Origin of the sequence: Leptotrichia sp. oral taxon 223 (assembly GCF_013394795.1) — a bacterium.
GTDB lineage: Bacteria > Fusobacteriota > Fusobacteriia > Fusobacteriales > Leptotrichiaceae > Leptotrichia.
In genome coordinates this window covers 1,994,484-2,017,298 of record NZ_JABXYU010000001.1, presented here as the reverse complement: position 1 = coordinate 2,017,298, position 22,815 = coordinate 1,994,484, and the positions used below count along the sequence as shown (strand labels likewise).

Annotated in this window: 19 protein-coding genes, 1 other RNA gene and 1 pseudogene; all 21 read right to left on the bottom strand. The window is 31.4% G+C overall.

Annotated elements, in window-relative coordinates:
* Window positions 1-11: 11 nt before the first annotated feature.
* A complete protein-coding gene (locus tag HW275_RS09485; RefSeq protein ID WP_178936289.1) occupies window positions 12-1,433 on the bottom strand; it encodes a hypothetical protein in 1,422 nt (473 codons plus the stop codon).
* 52 nt (window positions 1,434-1,485) lie between these two features.
* Window positions 1,486-2,085, bottom strand: a complete 600-nt coding sequence (locus HW275_RS09480) for a hypothetical protein (protein ID WP_178936288.1) — start codon at window positions 2,083-2,085, stop codon at window positions 1,486-1,488.
* A gap of 16 nt (window positions 2,086-2,101) precedes the next feature.
* Window positions 2,102-2,560 carry a prepilin-type N-terminal cleavage/methylation domain-containing protein gene (locus HW275_RS09475; protein ID WP_178936287.1) on the bottom strand — a complete coding sequence of 153 codons (459 nt, stop codon included), beginning with the start codon at window positions 2,558-2,560 and terminating at the stop codon, window positions 2,102-2,104.
* Between the two features lie 35 nt (window positions 2,561-2,595).
* Complete coding sequence (locus HW275_RS09470; RefSeq protein WP_178936286.1) at window positions 2,596-3,045, bottom strand: hypothetical protein; 450 nt, start codon at window positions 3,043-3,045, stop codon at window positions 2,596-2,598.
* A gap of 14 nt (window positions 3,046-3,059) precedes the next feature.
* Window positions 3,060-3,506 (bottom strand): A24 family peptidase, encoded by a 447-nt coding sequence (locus tag HW275_RS09465; RefSeq protein WP_178936285.1) that lies wholly within the window; start codon window positions 3,504-3,506, stop codon window positions 3,060-3,062.
* Window positions 3,506-3,955: a prepilin-type N-terminal cleavage/methylation domain-containing protein gene (locus HW275_RS09460; protein WP_178936284.1), complete on the bottom strand. Its 450-nt coding sequence runs from the start codon at window positions 3,953-3,955 to the stop codon at window positions 3,506-3,508. Before HW275_RS09460 ends, HW275_RS09465 begins: the two co-directional genes overlap by 1 nt.
* Window positions 3,956-4,200: 245 nt before the next feature.
* Window positions 4,201-5,112, bottom strand: coding sequence for an ACP S-malonyltransferase (fabD, locus tag HW275_RS09455; protein WP_178936283.1), 912 nt, complete (start codon window positions 5,110-5,112; stop codon window positions 4,201-4,203).
* Window positions 5,113-5,204: 92 nt separating this feature from the next.
* Window positions 5,205-5,570, bottom strand: coding sequence for a hypothetical protein (locus tag HW275_RS09450; protein ID WP_178936282.1), 366 nt, complete (start codon window positions 5,568-5,570; stop codon window positions 5,205-5,207).
* A 52-nt stretch (window positions 5,571-5,622) separates the two neighbouring features.
* A complete protein-coding gene (locus tag HW275_RS09445) occupies window positions 5,623-6,600 on the bottom strand; it encodes a beta-ketoacyl-ACP synthase III (RefSeq protein WP_178936281.1) in 978 nt (325 codons plus the stop codon).
* Window positions 6,601-6,791: 191 nt separating this feature from the next.
* The gene (rpmF, locus tag HW275_RS09440; RefSeq protein ID WP_178936280.1) at window positions 6,792-6,983 is read right to left on the bottom strand and encodes a 50S ribosomal protein L32; all 192 of its coding nucleotides are present in this window, start codon (window positions 6,981-6,983) and stop codon (window positions 6,792-6,794) included.
* A gap of 221 nt (window positions 6,984-7,204) precedes the next feature.
* Window positions 7,205-8,503, bottom strand: a complete 1,299-nt coding sequence (locus HW275_RS09435) for a TIGR00341 family protein (protein WP_178936279.1) — start codon at window positions 8,501-8,503, stop codon at window positions 7,205-7,207.
* A gap of 63 nt (window positions 8,504-8,566) precedes the next feature.
* Window positions 8,567-9,814: a GNAT family N-acetyltransferase gene (locus HW275_RS09430; RefSeq protein ID WP_178936278.1), complete on the bottom strand. Its 1,248-nt coding sequence runs from the start codon at window positions 9,812-9,814 to the stop codon at window positions 8,567-8,569.
* A 150-nt stretch (window positions 9,815-9,964) separates the two neighbouring features.
* Window positions 9,965-10,229: signal recognition particle sRNA large type (ffs, locus tag HW275_RS09425), an RNA gene on the bottom strand.
* Window positions 10,230-10,331: 102 nt separating this feature from the next.
* A complete protein-coding gene (locus HW275_RS09420; protein WP_178936277.1) occupies window positions 10,332-13,700 on the bottom strand; it encodes a DEAD/DEAH box helicase in 3,369 nt (1,122 codons plus the stop codon).
* A gap of 125 nt (window positions 13,701-13,825) precedes the next feature.
* Window positions 13,826-14,347, bottom strand: a complete 522-nt coding sequence (locus HW275_RS09415) for a DUF1439 domain-containing protein (protein ID WP_178936276.1) — start codon at window positions 14,345-14,347, stop codon at window positions 13,826-13,828.
* A 147-nt stretch (window positions 14,348-14,494) separates the two neighbouring features.
* On the bottom strand, window positions 14,495-17,323 hold the full coding sequence (gene uvrA / locus HW275_RS09410) for an excinuclease ABC subunit UvrA (RefSeq protein WP_178936275.1): 2,829 nt from the start codon (window positions 17,321-17,323) through the stop codon (window positions 14,495-14,497).
* 572 nt (window positions 17,324-17,895) lie between these two features.
* Complete coding sequence (locus HW275_RS09405) at window positions 17,896-18,294, bottom strand: lysozyme inhibitor LprI family protein (RefSeq protein ID WP_178936274.1); 399 nt, start codon at window positions 18,292-18,294, stop codon at window positions 17,896-17,898.
* Between the two features lie 22 nt (window positions 18,295-18,316).
* A pseudogene (locus HW275_RS09400) lies at window positions 18,317-19,072 on the bottom strand (class I SAM-dependent methyltransferase).
* 26 nt (window positions 19,073-19,098) lie between these two features.
* Window positions 19,099-19,968, bottom strand: a complete 870-nt coding sequence (locus HW275_RS09395) for an ABC transporter permease (protein ID WP_178936273.1) — start codon at window positions 19,966-19,968, stop codon at window positions 19,099-19,101.
* A 46-nt stretch (window positions 19,969-20,014) separates the two neighbouring features.
* The gene (locus HW275_RS09390) at window positions 20,015-21,082 is read right to left on the bottom strand and encodes an ABC transporter permease (protein WP_178936272.1); all 1,068 of its coding nucleotides are present in this window, start codon (window positions 21,080-21,082) and stop codon (window positions 20,015-20,017) included.
* Window positions 21,075-22,592, bottom strand: coding sequence for an ABC transporter ATP-binding protein (locus HW275_RS09385; RefSeq protein ID WP_178936271.1), 1,518 nt, complete (start codon window positions 22,590-22,592; stop codon window positions 21,075-21,077). The genes HW275_RS09390 and HW275_RS09385 overlap by 8 nt, the downstream gene beginning before the upstream one ends.
* Window positions 22,593-22,815 lie beyond the last annotated feature (223 nt).

Genomic DNA, 22,815 nt, shown 5'->3' with positions numbered 1-22,815 from the left:
TATTTATTAATTTAAAGCGGTTCAAAAATATACTCAAAAACCGTCGCTGTATCATTATCTTTCAAATATCCCAATTCAGAACTTGGATACTTTTTTAAAATATTATTTTCAAATCGTTCAAAATTATTAAAATTTTCCATTTCACCTTGAACAGTCCATTTTGCATTTTCATAATTAATTTTTGTATAATCAATGCCATTTTTACTGTTTTCAACTAAAAATTTTATAACTGAATAATATTCCCGTCTTTTTATCGCTCCGTCAATTTCACGAAGAGTTGCAAGTTCCTTTGAATAATCAGGTATTTCTTCGGTCTTTTTTTTCAAATAATCCTTTTCCAGCAACTTTATCTCCTTCTGAATAATTTCATTTTCCACAGTTTTTTTCTGAAGTGGAATCGAATTATAAATCAAAAAATACGCAATAATAAAAATTCCGGCAATAATAACATCAGAAAATTTTACATTTTTTACGCTCTCCTTATCAAAAATTGCTGTTTTCTTTACAAAATCAGGACCATCTGAAAAATCTGCCCCCATAAATATAACTTTTACATCGTTTTCTCCACTTCCAACAACCGTCATATCTCCAAAATCAAAGTTTTCAGCATCATCTACATCCTCAATTTTCAACTCAATTTTTTCTACTTCAGCAATCTTCTCATCCTCAATCAAAATTCTAAGGCTGTTCTCTTCTCCAAGCTGCAAAATCTCAATTCTATCGCCTTTATTCCCTGATTTTACATCATTGTCAAAAAATCCCCAATTATCGCTACTCTCCTCATTTATATCAATTTCCTCTATTTCACCAAAATTTCTATCTATATTTGAATTTTTTATAATTCCTGTTTCCTGAACACCTTCCACAGCTCCTGTCGCATTTTGAAAATTTTCTTGATTTTCAAAAAAATCGTCATTATTTTCAAAATTTTTATCAAAGTTTTCATTCTGACTAATTTCAAAAGTTCCATACCTATAATAACTGCAGACAGCATCAAAATCTATTTTTAATTCCGAAATAACCATCTGATGTTTTTTTAAACAATTCCTTACTTTAGTAATTTCCCTTTTATCCAAATAAATATCCAAAAACTGATTTTCCAAATGATTTATAACCAATTTTCTATTTACAAAACTAATCTTTTTCTTAAAAATTTCCGAAATATCTTCCAATTTTATAGATTTTTTTCCTAAATTTTCAACATCATTTTCCTTTTTATCAGATTTTTCCACATTTTCTCCAAAATTGCCAAATAAAAAATATGAAAAATGTAAAATCACAGCCGCTTTCATATTTTTTTCAACCTGATTTTCCTCAAAAAACGACTCTAAAGCCATTTCCAGTTCCTGATTTTCAAAAAAATATATTTCTTCGTTAAAATATATATAAATTTTATTTTTACTTCTTATATATATTTTTATTTTTTCTCCCATCACTCCCCCTTTATTATTTTATTTTATTTCTAATATTCCATTTTGAACAGTTTTATAAAAAACCTGATTCCAAAACTCTCATTTCTACTTCCAGCGGACTCAATCTCCCAAACTCTATCTTTTCCTGAAACAATATCTCTTCATTCAAAATTTTCCTTGCAAAAATAACTTTCAATTCACTATAAACTTTATTTTCTTCAAGTGGCAAGGAATATTCATTATCATTGCTGTCCTTTATAGATTTTATCCTGTAATTTCCTATACTTTCAGTTTCTTTTGGTAAAAAAACTAAGTTTTTCATCTCAATAATCTGTCCATTCTTTTTTAAAATACTGTCAAAATACCGCTCCTTCTTATCTAGCGAAACTGTATTCCCGTCAAATAAAATCCCTTTATTCAAAATCCGTTCCATATTCTGATTTTCCTTCTGCGTCAAAAATTTCTTCTCAATTTTATTTTCTTTGCTACTTTTCAAAAAAACCATTTCCTTCTTTTGCTGAACATAATAAACAAAATTAATCGAAAAAGCTGAAATTATCGACAAAATTACCAAAACATAAACCAGACTTGCCCCCGCATTTCTTTTTTTAAAATTCTTATTTTCCTTATCTAGTTCCCTGCTTTTCAATAACCTAAAATATTTATTCCCCATTATCCAAAACCTCAATTTAAATTCTTATAGCTCTAACACTCTCGTTTTTCTCCTCATTTAGCCTAATAATCAACAAATCTCCCACTTTCTCAAACTTTGCCTCACGAAATTTCCCAACTTCAACCCTGCTTCCAAACTTTCTTAAATTTTCAGCATCAGAAATATACAATTTTCCCTTATTATATTCAAGCTTATAAAAAATTTGATCCAGCTTAAATACTATTCGATTTTCTTTAACAAAAATGTTATTATTCTCCCCCTCATAAGAAAATCCCTGAATATCTCTATTTTTTATATCCAAAACAATTTTATCCATCGAAAAATACATCTTCTCGTACATTTTCTGATTATCCTTCTTTGCCTTTTCCACAATAACTACACGTTTCAAGAACACAGAAACCACAAATACAAGCACCGAAAATATAAACAAGCTTATCAATATTTCAACTAATAAATATCCTTCTCTTTTTTTCATTTATTTTCCTCCTGCAAATTATTTTTTTAACTATTTTAATTAATATTTGGAAAATAATAATCCTTTATTTTATCAATATTTATTTCAAAAATATATTCCTTCTGCCCAAACTCATTTACAAAATACCCATCCGTCCTCTTTATTTCCACATTTATTTTATCTTCCTGAAACTTGCCCTTTTTATCCCGTTTTTGTTTCAAATTTTTCAAAACTTGATATTTTTTTTCAACTGCAAATCTATTATAAAAATCTTCCACTTTTGAAATCTCGTATTTCCCAATGAAATTCACAATTTCATTATATTTTTTTGCCTTTAATATTTCAGCCATATTTTCAATATTTACATTCTTTTCATTTAAATTATCGACTTTAATGTCCGTTTTAAATGTCTGTAAAAATAAATTTGCAACTGGCACAATGATAACTGTTACAAAAAACATCGAAATCAAACTTTCAATTAACGTTTCTCCCCTATTCCTTCTCATATTTTCCCCAACTTTTATTTACCAAAAATCTCAAAAATAACATAACTTCCGATGATAAACGGTGCAAATGGGATATATTCATACTTTTTCCACTTTTTCAAAAATAAAAATAGAAAAGCGATTATTCCAGAAAAAATATATAAAATCATATAAAAATTTATAACCTTGTCCACTCCAAAATATCCCAAAATTCCACCAATTCCCATCATCAGCTTCACATCCCCAAAGCCTATCAGCGTTTTTCCAAAATAATCTTCTAAAATATAAAGCACTATCATCGGCATTGAATAAGCACAAATTCCCAAATAATACCCTTCTAAATTAGTATTTTGAATTGCTAATACTAGTCCTAATGCAAGTAAAATAACAAAACTTTCTTCAGGAATAATCCTTTTTTTCAAATCAATCAAGATAATTCTAAAAAGAATACAATATTTCACAATTTCAAGCACAATATTCATTATTTCCTAATTTCTTCCCCCGCAAATGCCTTGCTTCCTGCAGATACTTTGGCAAAAACCTCTCCATCCTGATAAACTACATTTCCTTCAATATTTCCAATCTTAAATTTCCCGTTGCTGTCCAGCCCAATTCCAAGTTTATTGAGATTTCCATGCTCTGTTAAAATATCCTGTAAATTCTTAGGTGCATCTCCGCCATGATCAATACTCCAAGAAGTTGTAGTATTATTAAGTTCCGCAACTGCTCCAATTACCTTGCTTCTATTAGCCTTATTCAAATACTTCCCAACTTGTGGCACTGCAATTGCCGATATTATGGTAATAATCGCTACTACCAGTATCACCTCTACGAGCGTAAACCCTTTTTCCCTATCCTTTAATCCTTTGTTTTCCTCCCTTCTTTTCATTTTTTCAATTTTACTCTTTTCTTTTTTTGAAACCTTATCCATAATTACCCACCTCTTTTTATTAATTTTTATTTAATAATTTATACTATATTTTTAAATAAAAGTCAATATATAAATTAAATTATTTTAAAAATTTATTAATTTTTTATGAATTATAGTTTTTTTGCATAAAAAAAAGACTGACCTCTAGAATACTTCCAGTCAGCTTTTTTCATGCTTTTCTTATTCTTAAAATTTTAATTTTTTTAGCACAGTAATATTAATTTTTCCAAAAGAAAAAATATTTATTAGTCTATTAAATCTGATAAATTTTCAACATTTTCAATATTAATAACTTCAATTTCCTTATTAATTTTCTTAATTAGTCCTGCCAGAACTTTTCCTGGTCCGATTTCATAAATCTTTGTAACTTTGTTTTCAGCCAGTTTATTTATTGTGTCTACCCATTTTACTGGTCCGAATGTTTGACTGTACAGTTCATTTTGAATTTCATCAGCAGAATTTAAAATATTTGCTGTGGTATTGGCAACAATCGGAGTTACTGGATTATTCCAAGTGTAGTTTTCAAATTCTTTTTTTAGAATTTGGGCAACAGGTTTCATTAATGATGAATGGAAAGGTCCTGAAACTGCTAGAGGCAATGCTCTTCTTGCTCCTTTTTCCTTAAATAGTTCAAGATTTTTTTCAATTACTTCTTTCTCTCCAGCAATAACTGTCTGTTTTGGCTCATTATAATTTACAGCTTCCACAATTCCGTCAATTTCATTACATATATTTTCCACATCTTCTGCACTAAGTCCTAATATTGCAGCCATTCCGCCATCAATATTGGCATTACTCATTATTTCCCCTCTTTTTGAAATCAATTTTAATGTGTCAATTTCACTTAAAACTCCAGCTGCATATAAAGAGCTGTATTCTCCCAAACTATGTCCAGCCACAAAATCAGCATTTATACCTTTTTCTTTCAATAATTTTGTTAAAATGACTGAAAATAGTGCAATTGCAGGCTGTGCGTACTTTGTATTTTTCAGTTCCTCGTCAGTTCCTTCAAAAACAACTTTTTTCACATCTTCATTATTTTCAAAAATCTTATCAATTAATTTTTTATTCTCAGCATCCACTTCATCATATAGTTTTTTCCCCATTCCAGCATACTGTGTTCCTTGTCCAGGAAATACAAAAGCAATTTTTGACATAAAATTCTCCTCCTACTCTCACATGTTTTACTTGATTTTAATTGGGCAAATAATCATAATTTTTAATTTCAATAAAAATTACTAAATTATAACTATTTTTTTATTTCTTCAGCATCTACTATTTCTTCATCTTTTGATTCTTTCGTATTTTTTCCAGTAAATTTAGTCAGTTGCTTTTTATCAGCCATTTCCTTTATACCAAGTCCCATAACAGCCAGTCCTAAAATCAATGGGACAATAAATAACGGCAAATCTTCCCATACATAATGAGTAACATACAAGTATGCTCCTACACCAAGAAAAATCCATCCATGTTTTTTCTTTTTAACTAAGAAATAAACACCCACAAGAATCATTACTACCTGATAATTTACAATATACTTCATAATGTCCTCAGGTATGAATTTAAATAAACTTAAAACTACAATTACCAGTCCCCAAAAAATTTTTGAATTCATAACTTTGCCTCCTACAATTTATATTTTAAAAAATTATTTTCCAATTTTCCAACTATTTTGATAATTCCACCAAAATTGAACCATAAGTCAGTCCACCACCAAATCCAGTAGCAACAAACTTATCACCTTTTTTAAGTTTCCCTTCCTTTATCGCCTCATCAAGCGCTATCGGAATTGATCCCGCCGAAGTATTTCCGTACTTATCCAAATTTACGAAAAATTTATCTAGCGGCTGCTTAAATCTTTTTGCAATTGATTCAATAATTCTGATATTCGCCTGATGCGGAATAAATAAATCAACGTCATCAGCAGTTATTCCAGCCTGCCCTAATACATCTTCCACAGTTTCAGGGAACACTCTTACTGCAAATTTAAAGATTTCCCTTCCATTCATTTTTAAGTAAATATCCTTATTATCAATTTTTTCTTTAGATATAGGCTCTTTTGTACCTCCTGCAGGCACTAGCAGCTCACTTGCCCCAGAACCGTCAGCTACAAGATGGCTTGCCAGATATCCTCCATTTTCCACTTCTCCAAGCACGACAGCCCCTGCACCATCTCCAAACAGGATACAAGTACCCCTGTCTGTCCAGTCAACCACTCTCGACATCGCTTCTGCCCCGATAACAAGCACTTTTTTATAAAGACCAGCCTTAACAAAGCTATGCCCAGCCGAATAAGCATAGACAAATCCTGTACAAGCCGCACTCAAGTCAAATGCCGCCGCATTTATCCCCAATTTATCCTGAACAAGTGCAGCAGTTGACGGAGTCCCGTAATCAGGAGTCATAGTCGCAACAATAACCAGATCAATCTCATTTTTATCTATTCCAGCATCTTCAATTGCTCTTTGCGCCGCCCTAAACGCCAAGTCAGACGTCCCTTCATTTTCATCCACGATTCTTCTTTCCTTGATACCAGTTCTAACTGTTATCCATTCATCATTTGTATCCACAATCTTTGCCAAATCATCATTTGTCATTATCTTTTCAGGCACATAAGATCCTGTTCCTAAAATTCCAACTTTCATATCTCACCTCAGATTTATTTTTATTTTTTACTATTTATATTTCTTATTTTTTATAATTTTATACCAATTCCAGTTTAAAATCATTCTACTAAAGTCTATCATAAAATTTTTAAAAATACAACTAAAAAACATTTAAATTAATAAATAATAAAAACAATAAAAAAGCAAGACATAAATCCTGCTTCAACAAACTATTCAGCATCAGTTGTTTCATTATTTGATAATACTTGTCTGCCTTTATAAACTCCTGTTTCCAAGTTTAATCTGTGTGGTCTTCTTACTGTTCCATCAGCTTCTACAATAATATTTGGAGCTTTGATGGAATCATGCGATCTTCTCATATTTCTTTTTGCTTTAGAGGTTCTTTTCTTAGGTACTGCCATTATTTATCGACTCCTTTCTAATTTTTATATCATTAATATTTCAATTTAATATTGTAAAAATAATTATAGAAAATCATAATTTTTTCACATTTATACAAACTATTATAATAAATATAAAGCCATTTGTCAAGGCTTTAATCTATTTTTTCCATTTATTCAGAAGATTTTTTATTTTTTTTCTAACTTTTATTGAATTTCTGTTACTTTAATTTTTCAAAAATTTATTTTTGATTCTCTTCAGATAATGTATTAACTTTTTCTTGCTTATTTTTTTCAATAATAATTTGATATTTTTTCTCAGTATCAAATTCAATATTTTTTATCTTTTCAGAAATTTCATCTGTCATTGTTTCATTCCCAACAACTAAAACAACAAAGTTCTCATTATTATTTGCATCTATCAATTTCCCAATTTTAACTTCACTAATATTATTTGAAAAATTTTTATATAAAATATTTTCAACAGTTTTTAAATCATTTTCCAAAATTTCTTGATTTTTATTTTCAATCGGTAATGAAACATCTTCAGCATTTTCTTTTATTTTTTCTTCGTTCAGATATTTTGATAAGTCCTGTGCTGTTAAATACTTTTCATTGGATAACTGCTGTATTTTTAATTTATAGTTTTTCAATTTATATTTTTCCAGTTTTTTTTCTAATTTCTCAATATCCTGTTTTTTAAAGGCATCTCCTACAATTTTTAAAGTAACAGTTTTATCTTTTTTATTAATAGAATTATCAAAAACATAATGATTTTTTAATTCCCTTGAAATAAATTTTTTTAATGAATTTTCTCTCGCTGTATCTTGAACTAAAGTTGTTGCTGTATATATACTTGGAATAATTATGATTAAACTTCCTATATAAAATATTACTTGTTTTTTTATTGAAACTTTATTTCTTGCTTCAAAAATATTTCCAGAATAAACTATCAAACCAACTAATGTTGCTATCATTATAAAAAATACATTTATTATAAACAAATATCCTGCTCCAAGAAAAATTTTCAGATTCCCATGAGCAATCCCAAATCCTATTACACACAAAGGAGGCATTAATGCTGTTGCAATAGCTACTCCAGGAACTACATTTCCACCATCTTCTTTAGTTTTTCCAATTACTCCTGCAATTCCACCAAAAATTGCGATTAAAACGTCCCATAAAGTAGGATAAGTTCTTGCTAGTATCTGTGGTGTTGCATCATTTATAGGGCTTACTAAAAAATAAAAAGTGGAACTTACTACACTTATTAATATAAAAATTCCCAATCTAAAAAGTGATACATAAACTCTTTTTAAATTTCCATTTGATAATCCCAATCCTAGCGACTGAATTGGTGACATTAGTGGCGAAATCAACATTGCTCCAATAATTACTGCAACAGAATTTGTATTTAATCCTATTGAAGCTATAATCATTGCACAAATCAGAATAAACATTGTTTCCTTTGTAAAATCAGAATCTTCAATAATATTTCTTTTTAAAATCTTGTATTTCTCATGTTTTATTTTTTCTATCATTTTACTATATCTCCTTTATATTTTTATAAATTAGTAACTTATTTAATTTCTATTTCAAAAAATTTAATCATCTTCATAAACAGGCTCTATATGAATCAAAAGCCTTTTTATATTTTTATATTTATGCTTAATTTTTTTTGAAATTTTATTTGTAATATCGTGTGCTTCTTCAATCGTCTTATTTTTATCCATTCGTACATCCACAAACATATAAATGTCTTTTCCAGAAGTAGTCATGCGAAAATCGTGTGCATTTTCAATTTCTTCAAATTGTAATATTTCTGAACGAATTTTTTCAATCAGGGCATCATCTTGTGAATCCAGCAATATCAAAGAATTTTCCTTTATCAGTTCATAACCGCTCTTTATAATATACATCGACACAATAAATCCTACAATTGTATCAAATGCAGGATGAATCTTTGATAGAGTAAGCCCAATCAAAACAGAAGTTGATATTACAATATCTGTCTTGTAATCTGCAAGAAGTGAATTTATCAAAGCATTATTATATTTTTTTGCTTTCTTTTGCATAAAAGCCAACTGAAAAATTTTTATCAGTATTGCCAGAACAGTTATAATTATTGGAATGAATGTGATATTTACATTATTTTCACTGTTAAAGGAAATTAATTTTGAAAAATTATCTTTTATAAGTTCAAAAGCCGTTATCATTATAAATGTACCAATTATCACGCTAAAAACCGGCTCTATCTTTCCATGCCCAAACGGATGCTCCTTATCTTCGGGATTACTTCCAACCTTTAGCCCCACTATAACCAATACATTGGTAATTAAGTCAGAAAGTGAATTTAATCCATCGGAAAGCAATGACATACTGTAAAAAATTTTCCCAGCCATAATTTTTAATAAAGCAAGAACAATATTTACACAAATTGCAAACTTGGAAATAGATAGCATATTTTTTTTCTGTCTTTTAGTTTCTGTCAGATTATTTAATATATATCCGTCCTCTGTTTTTATAAATCGCTGTTTTTCAAGGAAATTGTTCATTTTTTTATGATTAGTTATGATTAGTGAATCAAAATTTTTATTTGTAATCCAATTAATTATATATTTTAAAAAAAATGTTCCATATCCATTATTTCTTAATTTTGGTAAAATAAATATTTTTTTCAATTGGGCAATATTGTTTAAAATAAGAATTACATATCCACACAACTCTCCATTATTATATAAAAAAAATATATCATCCTTCTCTTTATCAAAAGAAAATTTCGGATCTATCTCCAATAAATCTATTAAAATTTTACTTATATTCTCCTTTCTATCCCATTCAACTACTTTCATCGTGAAACCTCCATTCGTAGTAAAAGAAACTAAACTAAAAAATAATTATTAAACCACTCTTAGCTTTTTAAAACAAAACTAAATAAATTTAATTTTTGAAAAAGGAATTTCAATTTTAAGATAATACACTATAATTAATTAAATAAAAAGTCATACATCAAATTCTCGAAAACATTCTACCATCCGTTTCTTAATCCAAAAGCTCAAAAACAGCTACCCTGTAAACCTAGAGAAACTAACTTAGTGCTGCTTCGTTCCCAACCTGACACATTTCGCTAACTCTCTACAATACAGGACTATTTTCTCAACACTTTTGAAATAAGACGTTGATACTAGAACTTCCCTTAAATTTGACATCACCTCTACTAAAGCGGGTTGTAGATACAGGGCACCGCTAACTCCCCGGCTAGTATGACTAAACTAGTATATCATTTTTATTAAATATTGTCAATGTTATAACTTCTTTTTTTATAAGCGTTGCGATCTAAAATTTTTGAAATTTTTTCAAATCAATATGTTATTTACCAAAACTCAAAAGCTCCATCAATTCCTTCTCATTCATCTCAAAAATTTCTTTTGCTTCTTTATCATCACTTTTATTGTTTTTTTCCAAAATATTTTCACTTAAGGTTCGTTTCTTTTCCTGAATTTTTATTATTTTTTCCTCAATTGTGCCTTCTGTTATCAGTTTTATGACTTGGACGCTTTTTTTCTGTCCAATTCTGTGGGCCCTATCACTTGCTTGATTTTCCACAGCAAAATTCCACCATGGATCGTAATGGATTACAACATCCGCTCCAACCAGATTTAATCCTGTTCCTCCAGCTTTTAACGAAATCAGAACAGCCTGCCCTTCACCTGAATTAAATTTTTTGGAAATTTCCATACGTTCTTTGGATTTTACACTTCCGTCAATATAAAAATATTTGACATTTTCCTTTTCCAGTTCTTTCTTTATTTCTTCCAGCGTTCCTAAAAATTGCGAAAATATGAGCATTCTGTGATTATTTCCCAAAATATCTGGCATTAGTTCCTTTAACAGCTCAATTTTAGCAACCTCACCTGTGTAATTTTCATCAAATAATTGTGGAGAATTACAAATTTGACGTAATTTTGTCAAAATTGCCAGCACTTTTAAATTATTGTTTTCTTCCTTGTTAAATTCTCTAAGTTCCTGTTTTGCCTTTTTGACGTATGCCATGTATAATTTCTTCTGCTCTTCGCTTAATTCGACAATCATGTTGTTTTCCACTTTTTCAGGCAGTTCCGTTAATACCTCGCTTTTTGTTCTTCGCAAAATAAACGGGGAAACTATATTTTTTAGGTTAAATATTTTTTTTGAATCTGGATTGTGTAATGAATGTCTGTATTTTCTTCTGAATTTTGTTATGTTATCAAGATAGCCAGGCAAGATAAAGTCAAAGATTGACCAGAGTTCCATTATGCTGTTTTCGATTGGAGTTCCTGTAAGGGCGAAATTTACGGAACTGTTTAATTTATTTGTTGCTTTTTTTACAAGTGATGATACATTTTTAATATTTTGCGCCTCATCCAGTATTGCCACATCGAATTTTTTATTTTTATAATTTTTCACATCATTTCTGAAAGTCTGATATGTCGTTATTAGAATCCCTTTTTCTGTTTTTTTCACTATTTCTCTTCTTGCCTCAGCCGTTCCTTCAACAAGTATTGGCTTTATATCCGAAAATTTATAAAATTCTTCCTTCCAGTTGTGCAGAAGTGAAGTTGGAACAATAATTATTCCAAACAAATCCTTATTTTCCAGCTGAATTTCCGAAATAAGCGAAATCGCCTGTAAAGTTTTCCCAAGTCCCATATCATCTGCCAAAATTCCGCCAAAGCCAATATCATACATATTTTTTAGCCAGTTAAACCCAATTTTCTGATAAGGAAATAGTTTTACCTTTATATTTGACGGCTCCTTGTTTTCACGATTTTTTATTTTTTCAAATAGCTGCTTAAATTCCTCCATTTCATTTAGTTCCTCATTAATACTGCTAGAAACTTGTGCCAGCTGCAAGGCTTTTATCTTGGAAATTCTATTTTCTCCAATTTTCAAATCTGAAATTGCATCAGCAATCCCAATCATCTCTTCAGCGCTCCTGTTGGCAATTTTCACAAGTTCCCCGCTTGACAGCGTAATGAATTTATCTTCATTCCTCACTGCTTCCAGAACTGTTTCCACATCTTTTTCATCAATTCCTTCAATATTGAAATTTACGCTAAAAAGTTCATTTCCAACAGATTTTATATTGATTTCCACGCCAACTCTGCGGATTTTTCTTATCTTATCATTCACATTAATATTCACATTTTCAGAATATTTTTCATCAATAATATCCGCCATCACAAGAAATTCATTTTTGTCAATTTCCAGTACAATATCAGCTGATTTAAGTTGTTTTGGCATATTATAAAATTCATGTTCCCAATGCCAGTGATTCTCAATAAGCTTTGCATCTGCATATTTTTGAAAATTTTCAGAAATTTCTTTTTGCAACTTTTCATTTTTTTTCGGAATAAAATAGCCATCATCAGTCTTAATGCTTTCCTCAAGGCAGGAAATCGTTACTTGAAGTTTATTTTTACCATACCCTTCTTCTACAAAAATATTTACTTTTCCATACTCTTCTGTAATTTTAGCAACTGGAATTTCATATTTTGAAAGCATTTCTTTTATTTCATTAACAAATTTTCCTGATATTTCATTCAGATATTCTGTTCCGCTCCTAGTTCCATCTGTAAGAGTATTCATTATCTCCCATTCCACATCACTCATTTTATGAAATTTCTCAATATTTGATATGCCGTTTCTCAAGCTAAAATAACGGCTTGTAGATGACAAAACTATAAAATCCCTTAGAATTATTTTTTCTCTTCCACGTTTATCCTTTTGAAATGCAAATATCGGCTCATATTCCCCTGTAACATAAAGCGTCTTGCCTTCAGATCTTATTGTTTTTTTATTTTCTACAGCTGAAAATATCTGTTCTGCCAGCAATGGATTCATCGGCTCGCCTTGCGGCTTTCCATAATAACTATTAAAATGCATTCCAAATCCCTGTTTTTTCTTAAAATAATCGTCCAGATTCTTTATTATTTTTTTATCTGTTTCATTAAAATAATGCAAATCTGGATTGTAAATATTTCTCGGTGTAACTTCATAAGATTCTTTTTCCCCTATTGAACTGATAAAAGATTCCAAATCTTTTACATAATGCAAGCTTTTTTCTCCTGCCTTCATTCTCAAAGCCAATACTGAAGGTATTACTTGATTTATTTCCAGTTCCAGCCTGTACTCATTTTTTTCTGAATCTGGAATTTCATTTTTATCAAGCCTGTTCTTTAAGTCCATCAGCTTTTCCCTAAACTTATTAATTTCTTCCTCTTCAATTTCCTTATAGATATTTTTTTCTTCTTTTTCAAAAGATTTTTTAGCCTCTTTAAAAATTTCATCATACTCTTCATCTTCTGCGATTGTTACATAACTATTAATCTTTTCTCTATCTTTCTCCCTTTTAAATTCCCTATTTTCCTTAAAATAAATATTTCCAACCTCAATTTCCTTATCCGCCGCTATTCCAGTCGCAATAATATGTTTACATGGTTTCCCTGTATCAGAAAAATTTGGGCAGGTACATTCATACACTATGCTTTCATCCTGTTGCCTATTACCTGCAAAGTAAGTTATATCAACATCATAAGCGTTTCCATAATTTCCCGTAACCCGTGATTCTACCGTTATTTTATCCCCAGTTTTTATAAGTGTTGTCAATTCTGCTTTTTTCTTATTAAAATATCTAATTCCCCTATCCACGATAGATAAGCTAGTTAATTTACTTAATTTATCAAATAATTTCTCCAATTTTGTATTTTCCTTCCTAAAAAGTATTCTGTATTCAATCTTATCAAAGAAATCTGAAAATTACAACTTTATTTTAAAAAAATACAGCGAAATCTAAATTCCACTGTAATTTTAACTTATTTCCATTAAGTTTGAACAAACAACTTCCCATTTTTTATAAACATATTTTTTACTTTAACTTTTTTCTTGCCATCTGACTCATATTTATAAACTGGATTTGTTTCAAGATAATTTGCTATTATCGCCTTCATTGATTTCGCAGCAGGCGTTGTCACAACATCTTTTCCATTTTTATCCAGTATTCTCTCCACTTGCATATCTACCAGATAAAGCTGCTCCGTCTTTTCATCAAACTTAATTTCGCTATTTAGTTCAATAACTCCCTCTGATCTGTCTGCCAGCAGTGAAGCGTCATAATCAGTTGTAAGATAAATTCTGTTATCCTTAAATGAAAGCTTAGGATTTTTTACAGTAATTTTCCCTACCAAAAAGTTTTTTGTAATTGGAAATTTTTCCTTCATCTTTGATTCAATTACCGAATTTGGCACACGAATTGTCTTATTTGCCAAAAAATCGCAGGAAATTATTCCAAACATCATTATTAGCATTAATAACGCCGTTTTTAAAAATGAATTTTTACTTTTCATAACCAATCTTTTTCTCCTTTTCTTTGCTACAATTTACCTGATTTTATTTTTAAATAGTTTTATCAAGTATTTGCTTGTCCTAATAATACAAAATATTATTTATTATTTCATATTTTTAAAATTAGTTTTATCTTTTATTACAAAATTTTACTTCAAATATTTTTTCAAAAATTTTGCCGTATACGACTTTCGTGATTTTATTATTTCCTCCGGAGTTCCCTTTGCAATAATCTGTCCGCCCTTATGCCCGCCTTCAGGCCCTATATCTATTATATAGTCAGCATATTTTATAACATCAAGGTTATGCTCGATTACAAGCACCGTATTCCCTTTTTCCACAAGTCGATTCAACACTTCCAGCAGTTTTCTAATATCTTCAAAATGAAGTCCCGTCGTCGGTTCATCTAGCACGTAAATCGTTTTCCCACGTGAAATTTTAGAAAGTTCTGTGGCAAGTTTTATTCTTTGAGCTTCCCCTCCAGAAAGAGTTGTAGCAGGCTGTCCCAACTGAATATAGTTCATTCCCACGTCAATCAATGTCTGCAATTTTCTCTCAAGCGTCGGAATATTCTTGAAAAATTCGTATGCTTCCTCAACCGTCATATCCAGCACATCCGAAATATTTTTCCCCTTGTAATGCACTTCCAGCGTTTCTCTATTATAACGTTTCCCTTTACAAACTTCACATTCCACATAAACGTCAGGCAAAAAATTCATCTCAATTTTATTAATTCCAGCACCACCACAGGCTTCGCATCGCCCACCTTTTACATTGAACGAAAATCTTCCTTTGTTATACCCTCTCACTTTTGCATCATTTGTCTGAGCAAATAAATCTCTTATATCGTCAAATAATTTTGTATAAGTTGCAGTATTTGAACGAGGTGTTCTTCCAATCGGCGACTGATTTATGTCAATAACCTTTTCCAAATGTTCAAGCCCGTCTATTCCGCCATTTTCCAGTGGATACAATTTCCCTTTATTAAGTCTATTATGAAGTTCTGGATAAAGTGTCTGATTTATCAATGTCGATTTTCCACTTCCAGAAACCCCTGTAACCACCGTAAATACTTCCAAAGGAATGTGTACTGTAACATTTTTCAGATTATTTCCTTTCGCATTTTTCAAAACGATTTCTTTAGTGGCTTTTCTTCTCTTTTCAGGTACTTCTATTTTTATTTTCCCATTCAAATATTGTGCAGTCAATGATTTTTTATTTTTCATAACCTGTTTTGGAGTCCCTTCTGCAACGACTTCTCCACCATTAATTCCAGCTCCTGGCCCTATATCAATCAGATAATCAGCTTCCCTCATCGTATCCTCATCATGTTCAACGACAATTAGACTATTCCCAATGTCACGTAAATCCTTCAATGTTGCAAGTAATTTATCATTATCCCTCTGATGAAGTCCAATACTAGGCTCATCCAGCACATAAATTACGCCTGTAAGCCTGCTTCCAATCTGGGTTGCCAGCCTTATTCTCTGAGATTCCCCACCAGATAAAGTTTTTGTCATTCTGGCAAGGCTCAAATAGTCAAGCCCCACATTTATCATAAATTTCAGTCGTTCTTTTATCTCCTTCAGTATTTCAGCCGCAATTTGCATCTGCTTTTCAGTAAGCGTAATATTTTCATAAAATTTCAATGCATCAACAACACTTACTTCTGTCAGGTCAATAATGCTCTTATCATTTATAGTTATCGCTAGAACAACATCTTTCAGCCTTTTCCCCTTACAAGTCTTACAAGTTCTTTCCGTCATATATTTTGCTTCAATTTCTTCCTTTGCAGACTCAGAAGCAGTTTCCCTATACCTACGCTCAATACCATTCACAATTCCCTCAAAATCCCTATTTCCATTATAACTAAAACTGTCCCCGCTCCAAGAAAACTTAAACTTCTTATTACTTCCATAAAAAATTATATCCTTTTCTTTCCGAGTCAATTCAGACACCTTTTTATCCAAGTCGATTTTATGTGCCTTTGCCATCGCCGTGAATAAATCCCAGTTCCATCCCCTTTTCGTCGTTGCCCCCGGAAAAATAATTCCACCTTCATTAATTGACAAATTTTCATCTACAATCAATTTATTCTCATCCACTTCCAGCCTTGAACCAAGCCCATTACAAACTTCACAAGCCCCATAAGGCGCATTAAACGAAAACAGTCTTGGCACAACATCTGGAAAAATCACATCGGGATGATTTGGACAGGAAAAATTTTCACTATATTTGTTATCTTCTCCATTCACATTTGCAATAATTTTTCCATTGGAAAGCTCACTTGCCGTTTCGATAGCTTCTGTAATTCTGCTCAAAAATTCCTTGTCATCTTTTTTTACAACAAGCCTATCTACAACAACTTCAATATTATGTCTTTTATTCTTATCTAAGTCAATTGTGTCATTCAAATCCAAAATATCTCCATTCACCCGAACTCTCTGAAACCCTCTTTTTTGCAAATTCAAAAACAGATTTTTATGAGTCCCCTTTTTATCAATAACAACAGGTGACAATACAATAAGTTTATCCTTTTCGTTTCGTCCATTCACAAGATTATCCACAATTTCCTGAATCGACTGCTTTTCCACCTTCTGATGACAAATCGGACAATGTGCCTCTCCAATGTGTGCCCATAAAAGTCTCATATAATCATAAATTTCGGTAGTTGTCCCAACAGTTGAACGTGGATTCTTAGAAACACTTTTCTGCTCAATCGAAATCGCAGGCGAAAGCCCCTCAATACTATCCAATTCAGGCTTCTGCATCTGCCCAATAAACATCCTAGCATAAGCTGACAAACTCTCCACATACCTTCTCTGCCCTTCTGAATAAATCGTATCAAACGCAAGCGAGGATTTCCCACTCCCCGAAACCCCTGTAATTACCACAAGCTCATTCTTAGGAATCTCAATATCAATATTCTTCAAATTATGTTCCCTTGCTCCAATAATTTTTATTTTGTTGTCTTTCATTCTTTTCGATGTTCCTCTCTCCTAAAATTCCCCTCAATAAACCAATCCTTTTTTTATTTTTTTACTTTAGATTATTTTTATTAATAATAGTTTTTTATTTTATATTCTTATTCTTTTTTAACGTAAGGGCATCAAACGCCATGCCCTTACAACCCCGCTTTACGCAAAACTTTCTTATAAAGAAAAAATAAAACTCGATTTTGAATCAAAGTTATTTTAATACAAATAGTCAAATATAATTTAAAATTTATTTCAAAATCTCAAACAGTTATTTTTTCTTTAACGAAATTTTGCTTCGTTTTTATTTTAGTTAAAAAAATTCTTTAGTTTTAATAATTCGACGGAGCTTTTATTTGTTCAACTACGACTGTCTGACGACTGAAAGGAGGAGTTTCGGAGTTGGGCAAATAAAAGTCGTAGTCTAGCCATAGGTGCAGGATTTGCGGCAATGAGCAATCCTGCAAAAATAAATAAAGAAAAGCTATTTATTAATAATAAATTTTTAAAGATAAAAAAGCCTGTTTCACAAATTTTTTTAACAATCTATGAAACAGATTTTTCCAATTATTATTTTAATTTAAATATTTTTTATATTTATTTGTTAATTCCAGTATTCTTTGTTGTATTAAATTAATCCGTTCTCTTGTTTCAGATTTTTCTCTAACGCATAGGTTATACCAATTTCTATACATTCCATAATTTCTCATTTCTTCATCTGAATATTTTATCCACATTTTTTGAGAATTAATTAACTCCTGCTTCGATTTAGAATAACGTCTTCTATTTTTATCAAATTTTTGAATTAATTTATTGTATATTTCATTCATTTTTCTTTGTTCATTTTCTAGTATTTTTAAATGTTCATTATCATTTTCCCCACATGCACTAAAAAATTTAGCTGTACTTATTTCCAAATCTTTTGGAAAAGAAACTAAAGAAAATACCATAAATATAAAAACTATTTTTCTCATATTAAATATTCCTTTTGTGTTTTTATTCTTTTATTGCTCTTGTTGCCACAAAACTTGCAATATTAAGTTCATGCAACCTTCCGAATCCATTTGTATCATCATAAATATCTGTTAGTCTAAATCCAGCTTTCAATTGCCCGCCTATCTGTTCTGATATTGTGTGAGAAAATTGAATTCCGCAATCCTGTTCTTCCAGCTGTTTTCTTTGCTCTTCGTTGACTAATGGGTTGAATGGAAGACTGTTTATGATTTTCTCTTCCTTTTCATCTACAGTATAATTTGTTCCAATATCCAGTCCACACAATAAAATTCCATCTTTTTTCAAAATTCGATAACATTCTTTAAATACTGGTTCAACTTTTTCAATATAGCAGTTGCTTACTGGATGAAAAATTATGTCAAAACTGTTATCTGAAAATGGTAATTTTTTTGTCATATCGGCTTTGATAATTTCTATTTCATATTTTTCACGTTCTGCAACTATTTTTTCAGCTTTCAGCTGTTTATCTGAATAATCCAAAACAGTGCAGTTTGCACCCAAAGCACTAAATATAGGCATTTGCTGGCCTCCTCCAGAAGCCAGTCCTAGTATTTTTTTATCTTTTAAGTTTCCAAACCATTCGTGAGGCACAGGATTTACTGGTGTCAAAAGGACATCCCAATTACCATTTTTGGCATTTAAATACGTTTCATGGCTAATTGGCTTTCCCCATTCCTAGCCTTCTTCAATCCATCGATCAATTGTTTCTGCATTTATTTTCTGATAAGATTTTGACATTTTTATTCCTTTTTTATTATCAAATTTTATTTTTCATATGGCAATCCTGATGCCTTCGGTGCTTTCGATTTTCCTACAAATCCAACCAACGCCAACAATGTTAAAATATACGGTATCATTGTCAAAAATTGCTGAGATATTGGGAGTCCTATTGTTTTGGAAACATCGGCGAATGCTTGTCCAAAAGCGAATAATAAACTTGCTAAAATTGCTCCTATTGGATTCCATTTCCCAAAAATCATTGCTGCCAAGGCGATATATCCACGCCCTGCTGACATGTTGTTTGAAAAAGACGGAAGCAGTACGGCTGTAAGATAAGCCCCGCCAAGTCCTCCTAATGCACCTGATATAAGTACAGCGATATATCTTGTCTTATAAACACTTATCCCAACTGTATCGGCCGCTAATGGATGTTCTCCAACTGAACGGATTCTCAAACCTAAAACAGTTTTATACAAAAAGAAATACATTGCTATGCCGATTCCATAGATTACAATTATCATTAATGGACGATTTGCCAATGACTTTGCTAACGGAGTGCTTCCAGCAGTTTTATAGATAGTTTTTATTGAATATGAAGTTATTGCGGCTGCAAATAGATTTATTGCAACTCCGCTTATAATCTGGTTTCCTCTAAGGTTGATACTGATTACTGCGTGAAGTAGCGAAATTAAAATTCCCACTATCATTCCAAAAACTATTCCTAAATAAGGATTCCCTGTGGCAATATTGACAACTGCCGTTGCAAATGCTGAACTTAGCATAATTCCTTCAAGCCCAATATTAACAATTCCACTTCTTTCAGAGATACACGCTCCTACGGCTGTTATAAGGATTGGAGGTGCTATTATTATTGTTTGCTGCAATAAATTAAGTATTTGTTGTAATATATTCATTTTATCTTTCCTTTCTAACTCAATATTTTTTATTTAATAACTAAATTTACGCCACTTTCTTTTTATTAATCATAAATTTAAATAAATTTTCTGATGCTACAAAAATAATGATTAACGCTTGTATAATAAATACAATATCCTTGTCAATCTGGTATCTCTGCTGCAGCATTTGTCCTCCAACCTCAAGTGATGCATAAAATATTGCTGCAACTAATATTCCAAATGGGTTGTTTTTTCCAAGAAGCGCCACCGCAAGTCCTGTAAATCCGTAATCTCCCATAATAAGCTCTGTATATGTGTACTCTGAAGCTCCACCTAAAACACGTTCAGCTCCTCCAAGTCCAGCACACGCTCCAGCAATTCCCATTGCCAAAAACATAATATATTTTGGATTAATTCCTGCATTTTCAGAAACTGTGTCGCTTTGCCCGACTGCTTTTATCTCGTATCCTTTTTTGAAATATTTGAAAAAGAAAAACAACCCTATTGTCAAAAGAACTGCAATTATGAAACCAAAATTCAAATTTTGTTTTGTAACTTTTGCAAAAAGCAGCGGCAGTCTTGCCCCTTCAAACACACGTGGAGATTGTGTATTTTGTGTAGTTGGATCTTTTAAAATTCCGTTTAACATGAAATTTTGTATTTCAATCATAATATAATTTAACATAATTGTACTAATTACTTCATTCACTCCAAACTTTGCACGTAACAGCCCAGCTATTCCAGCCCATAAAAATCCTGCAATTACAGCTACAATTATTACAATGAATACATTTCCAAAAACATAATTTCTAAATGTAATTGCCCAGAAAGTTGCTGCAAGCCCTCCTGCAACCATTTGCCCCTGCATTCCGATATTAAATAATCCCGCTTTAAAGGCTACCATTGTGGCAAGTGCCGAGAATATTAATGGTGTTGCAATAAATAACGTTTTCGCAAGACCGCTCAAGAATGGAGATCTTGGAGAAGTCTGATAAAAAGCTGCTCTCATCATATCAAGATAGGCTGTAAACGGATTTACACCTTTCGTCATCATTATCATTCCACCAATAATTAATGCGATTAATACTGCAATTATAGATGGTAGAAAATCCTTTACCTTATTTTTAATCATCTATTTTCCCTCCTGCCATTAATATTCCTATTTTTTCTGTTGTTGCGTCTTTTCTATCCAAAATTCCTACAATTCTTCCTGAATACATTACTGCAATCCTGTCGCTTAACGCCATTATTTCTGACAGTTCTGCCGAAACAACCATTATCGCCTTTTTCTTAGTTTTTTCATTCAGAATAGTATTGTGAATCATCTCAATCGCACCAATATCGACTCCCCTTGTAGGCTGTGCCGCAATGATAAATTTATTTTCACGCTCCAGCTCTCTTGCTACAACGACTTTCTGCTGATTTCCACCAGACAGTCCGCCAAACTTGATTTTCCCATCTGTTGGTCTAATATCGTATTTTTTTATGTATTCGTTAGTTTTTCTTTCAATTTCACCGTAGTCAAGCAATGCTCCCTTAGAATACTGATCCTGAAGTCCCAAGGCCATATTTTCTTCCATTGTAAAATCATCAATAGTAGCTCGTTTATGTCTGTTTTCAGGTATGTGGGAAAGCCCTTTTTCCTTGATAAGTTTTGGCGTTTTGTTTTCCAGTTCGTCATTGCCTATAAAATACGTTCCATTGTCAACTTTTGCAAGCCCTGCCAAAGCCTCAATAAGCTCAGTCTGTCCATTTCCTTCCACTCCGGCGATTCCCAGCACTTCACCTTCCCGGATTTCAAACGAAACCCCCTTAACTTTTTCAATGCTTCCATTTTTTACACTCAAATTATCAACTTTTACAACCACATTCCCAAATTTTACATCTGGACGTTTCACTTCAAACAAAACCACACGCCCAACCATAAGATTTGCAATTTTTTCCTTCGTTGCTTCTGCAGTTTTCAATCCTCCAACATCGCTTCCACGTCGAATAACCGTAATATTATCTGACAAGTCAAGCACTTCCTGCAATTTATGTGAAATAAAAATAATTGTTTTTCCTTCCTTTATAAGGTTTCTCATAATCTCATACAGCTCTTTTACTTCCTGTGGCGTAAGCACCGCACTCGGCTCATCAAATACCAGTAATTCCGCACCTTTAAATAATACCTTTAAAATCTCGATTCTCTGATGAATCCCAACTGATAAGTCTGACACTTTCGCATCCGGATCAATATTCAGCCCATATTTTTCAGAAACTTCCCTAACCTGGTTTCTCGCAGTATTCAAGTCAAAAAACACTCCGCCCTTTTTAGGCTCAAATCCTAGAACCATATTTTCAGCAACTGTCAGCGTGTCAACTAACATAAAGTGCTGATAAACCATTCCAATTCCTAAATTTGCCGCAGTTGTAGGACTGTCAATGTCAACTTTTTTCCCCTTGTAAAAAATTTCACCAGAAGTCGGAGAATAAAGTCCATTCAAAATCTTCATAAGCGTGGACTTTCCAGCACCATTTTCCCCAACAATCGCATGAATCTCCCCTTTTTTAATCTTCAGCGTAATATCATCATTTGCAACGATTTTTCCGCCCAAAAACTCTTTCCGTATATTTCTCATTTCCAAAATATATTCGCTCATCTTTCCTCCTACTTCTAAAGATTAATTTTGTTCAATACTTTTCATTCCTAAACCATTCATCCTAAAAATTTTTTTGCAATTTATATTTTTGAATTATTTTTATGAATAATTATTGTTCCTCTTTTTTATATAACTTACATATTCAAAGGGGAAAATAAAAAACAAAGGAAAAATTATTATTAATAAAAATAACCTAAAATTTAAAAATAAAAAAAATAAATGA

What these genes read in the sequence shown, in the direction of transcription:
- HW275_RS09485 (WP_178936289.1), bottom strand. Translation starts at nt 1,433, where the DNA reads ATGGGAGAAAAAATAAAAATATATATAAGAAGTAAAAATAAAATTTAT.
- HW275_RS09480 (WP_178936288.1), bottom strand. Translation starts at nt 2,085, where the DNA reads ATGGGGAATAAATATTTTAGGTTATTGAAAAGCAGGGAACTAGATAAG.
- HW275_RS09475 (WP_178936287.1), bottom strand. Translation starts at nt 2,560, where the DNA reads ATGAAAAAAAGAGAAGGATATTTATTAGTTGAAATATTGATAAGCTTG.
- HW275_RS09470 (WP_178936286.1), bottom strand. Translation starts at nt 3,045, where the DNA reads ATGAGAAGGAATAGGGGAGAAACGTTAATTGAAAGTTTGATTTCGATG.
- HW275_RS09465 (WP_178936285.1), bottom strand. Translation starts at nt 3,506, where the DNA reads ATGAATATTGTGCTTGAAATTGTGAAATATTGTATTCTTTTTAGAATT.
- HW275_RS09460 (WP_178936284.1), bottom strand. Translation starts at nt 3,955, where the DNA reads ATGGATAAGGTTTCAAAAAAAGAAAAGAGTAAAATTGAAAAAATGAAA.
- fabD (WP_178936283.1), bottom strand. Translation starts at nt 5,112, where the DNA reads ATGTCAAAAATTGCTTTTGTATTTCCTGGACAAGGAACACAGTATGCT.
- HW275_RS09450 (WP_178936282.1), bottom strand. Translation starts at nt 5,570, where the DNA reads ATGAATTCAAAAATTTTTTGGGGACTGGTAATTGTAGTTTTAAGTTTA.
- HW275_RS09445 (WP_178936281.1), bottom strand. Translation starts at nt 6,600, where the DNA reads ATGAAAGTTGGAATTTTAGGAACAGGATCTTATGTGCCTGAAAAGATA.
- rpmF (WP_178936280.1), bottom strand. Translation starts at nt 6,983, where the DNA reads ATGGCAGTACCTAAGAAAAGAACCTCTAAAGCAAAAAGAAATATGAGA.
- HW275_RS09435 (WP_178936279.1), bottom strand. Translation starts at nt 8,503, where the DNA reads ATGATAGAAAAAATAAAACATGAGAAATACAAGATTTTAAAAAGAAAT.
- HW275_RS09430 (WP_178936278.1), bottom strand. Translation starts at nt 9,814, where the DNA reads ATGAAAGTAGTTGAATGGGATAGAAAGGAGAATATAAGTAAAATTTTA.
- HW275_RS09415 (WP_178936276.1), bottom strand. Translation starts at nt 14,347, where the DNA reads ATGAAAAGTAAAAATTCATTTTTAAAAACGGCGTTATTAATGCTAATA.
- uvrA (WP_178936275.1), bottom strand. Translation starts at nt 17,323, where the DNA reads ATGAAAGACAACAAAATAAAAATTATTGGAGCAAGGGAACATAATTTG.
- HW275_RS09405 (WP_178936274.1), bottom strand. Translation starts at nt 18,294, where the DNA reads ATGAGAAAAATAGTTTTTATATTTATGGTATTTTCTTTAGTTTCTTTT.
- HW275_RS09395 (WP_178936273.1), bottom strand. Translation starts at nt 19,968, where the DNA reads ATGAATATATTACAACAAATACTTAATTTATTGCAGCAAACAATAATA.
- HW275_RS09390 (WP_178936272.1), bottom strand. Translation starts at nt 21,082, where the DNA reads ATGATTAAAAATAAGGTAAAGGATTTTCTACCATCTATAATTGCAGTA.
- HW275_RS09385 (WP_178936271.1), bottom strand. Translation starts at nt 22,592, where the DNA reads ATGAGCGAATATATTTTGGAAATGAGAAATATACGGAAAGAGTTTTTG.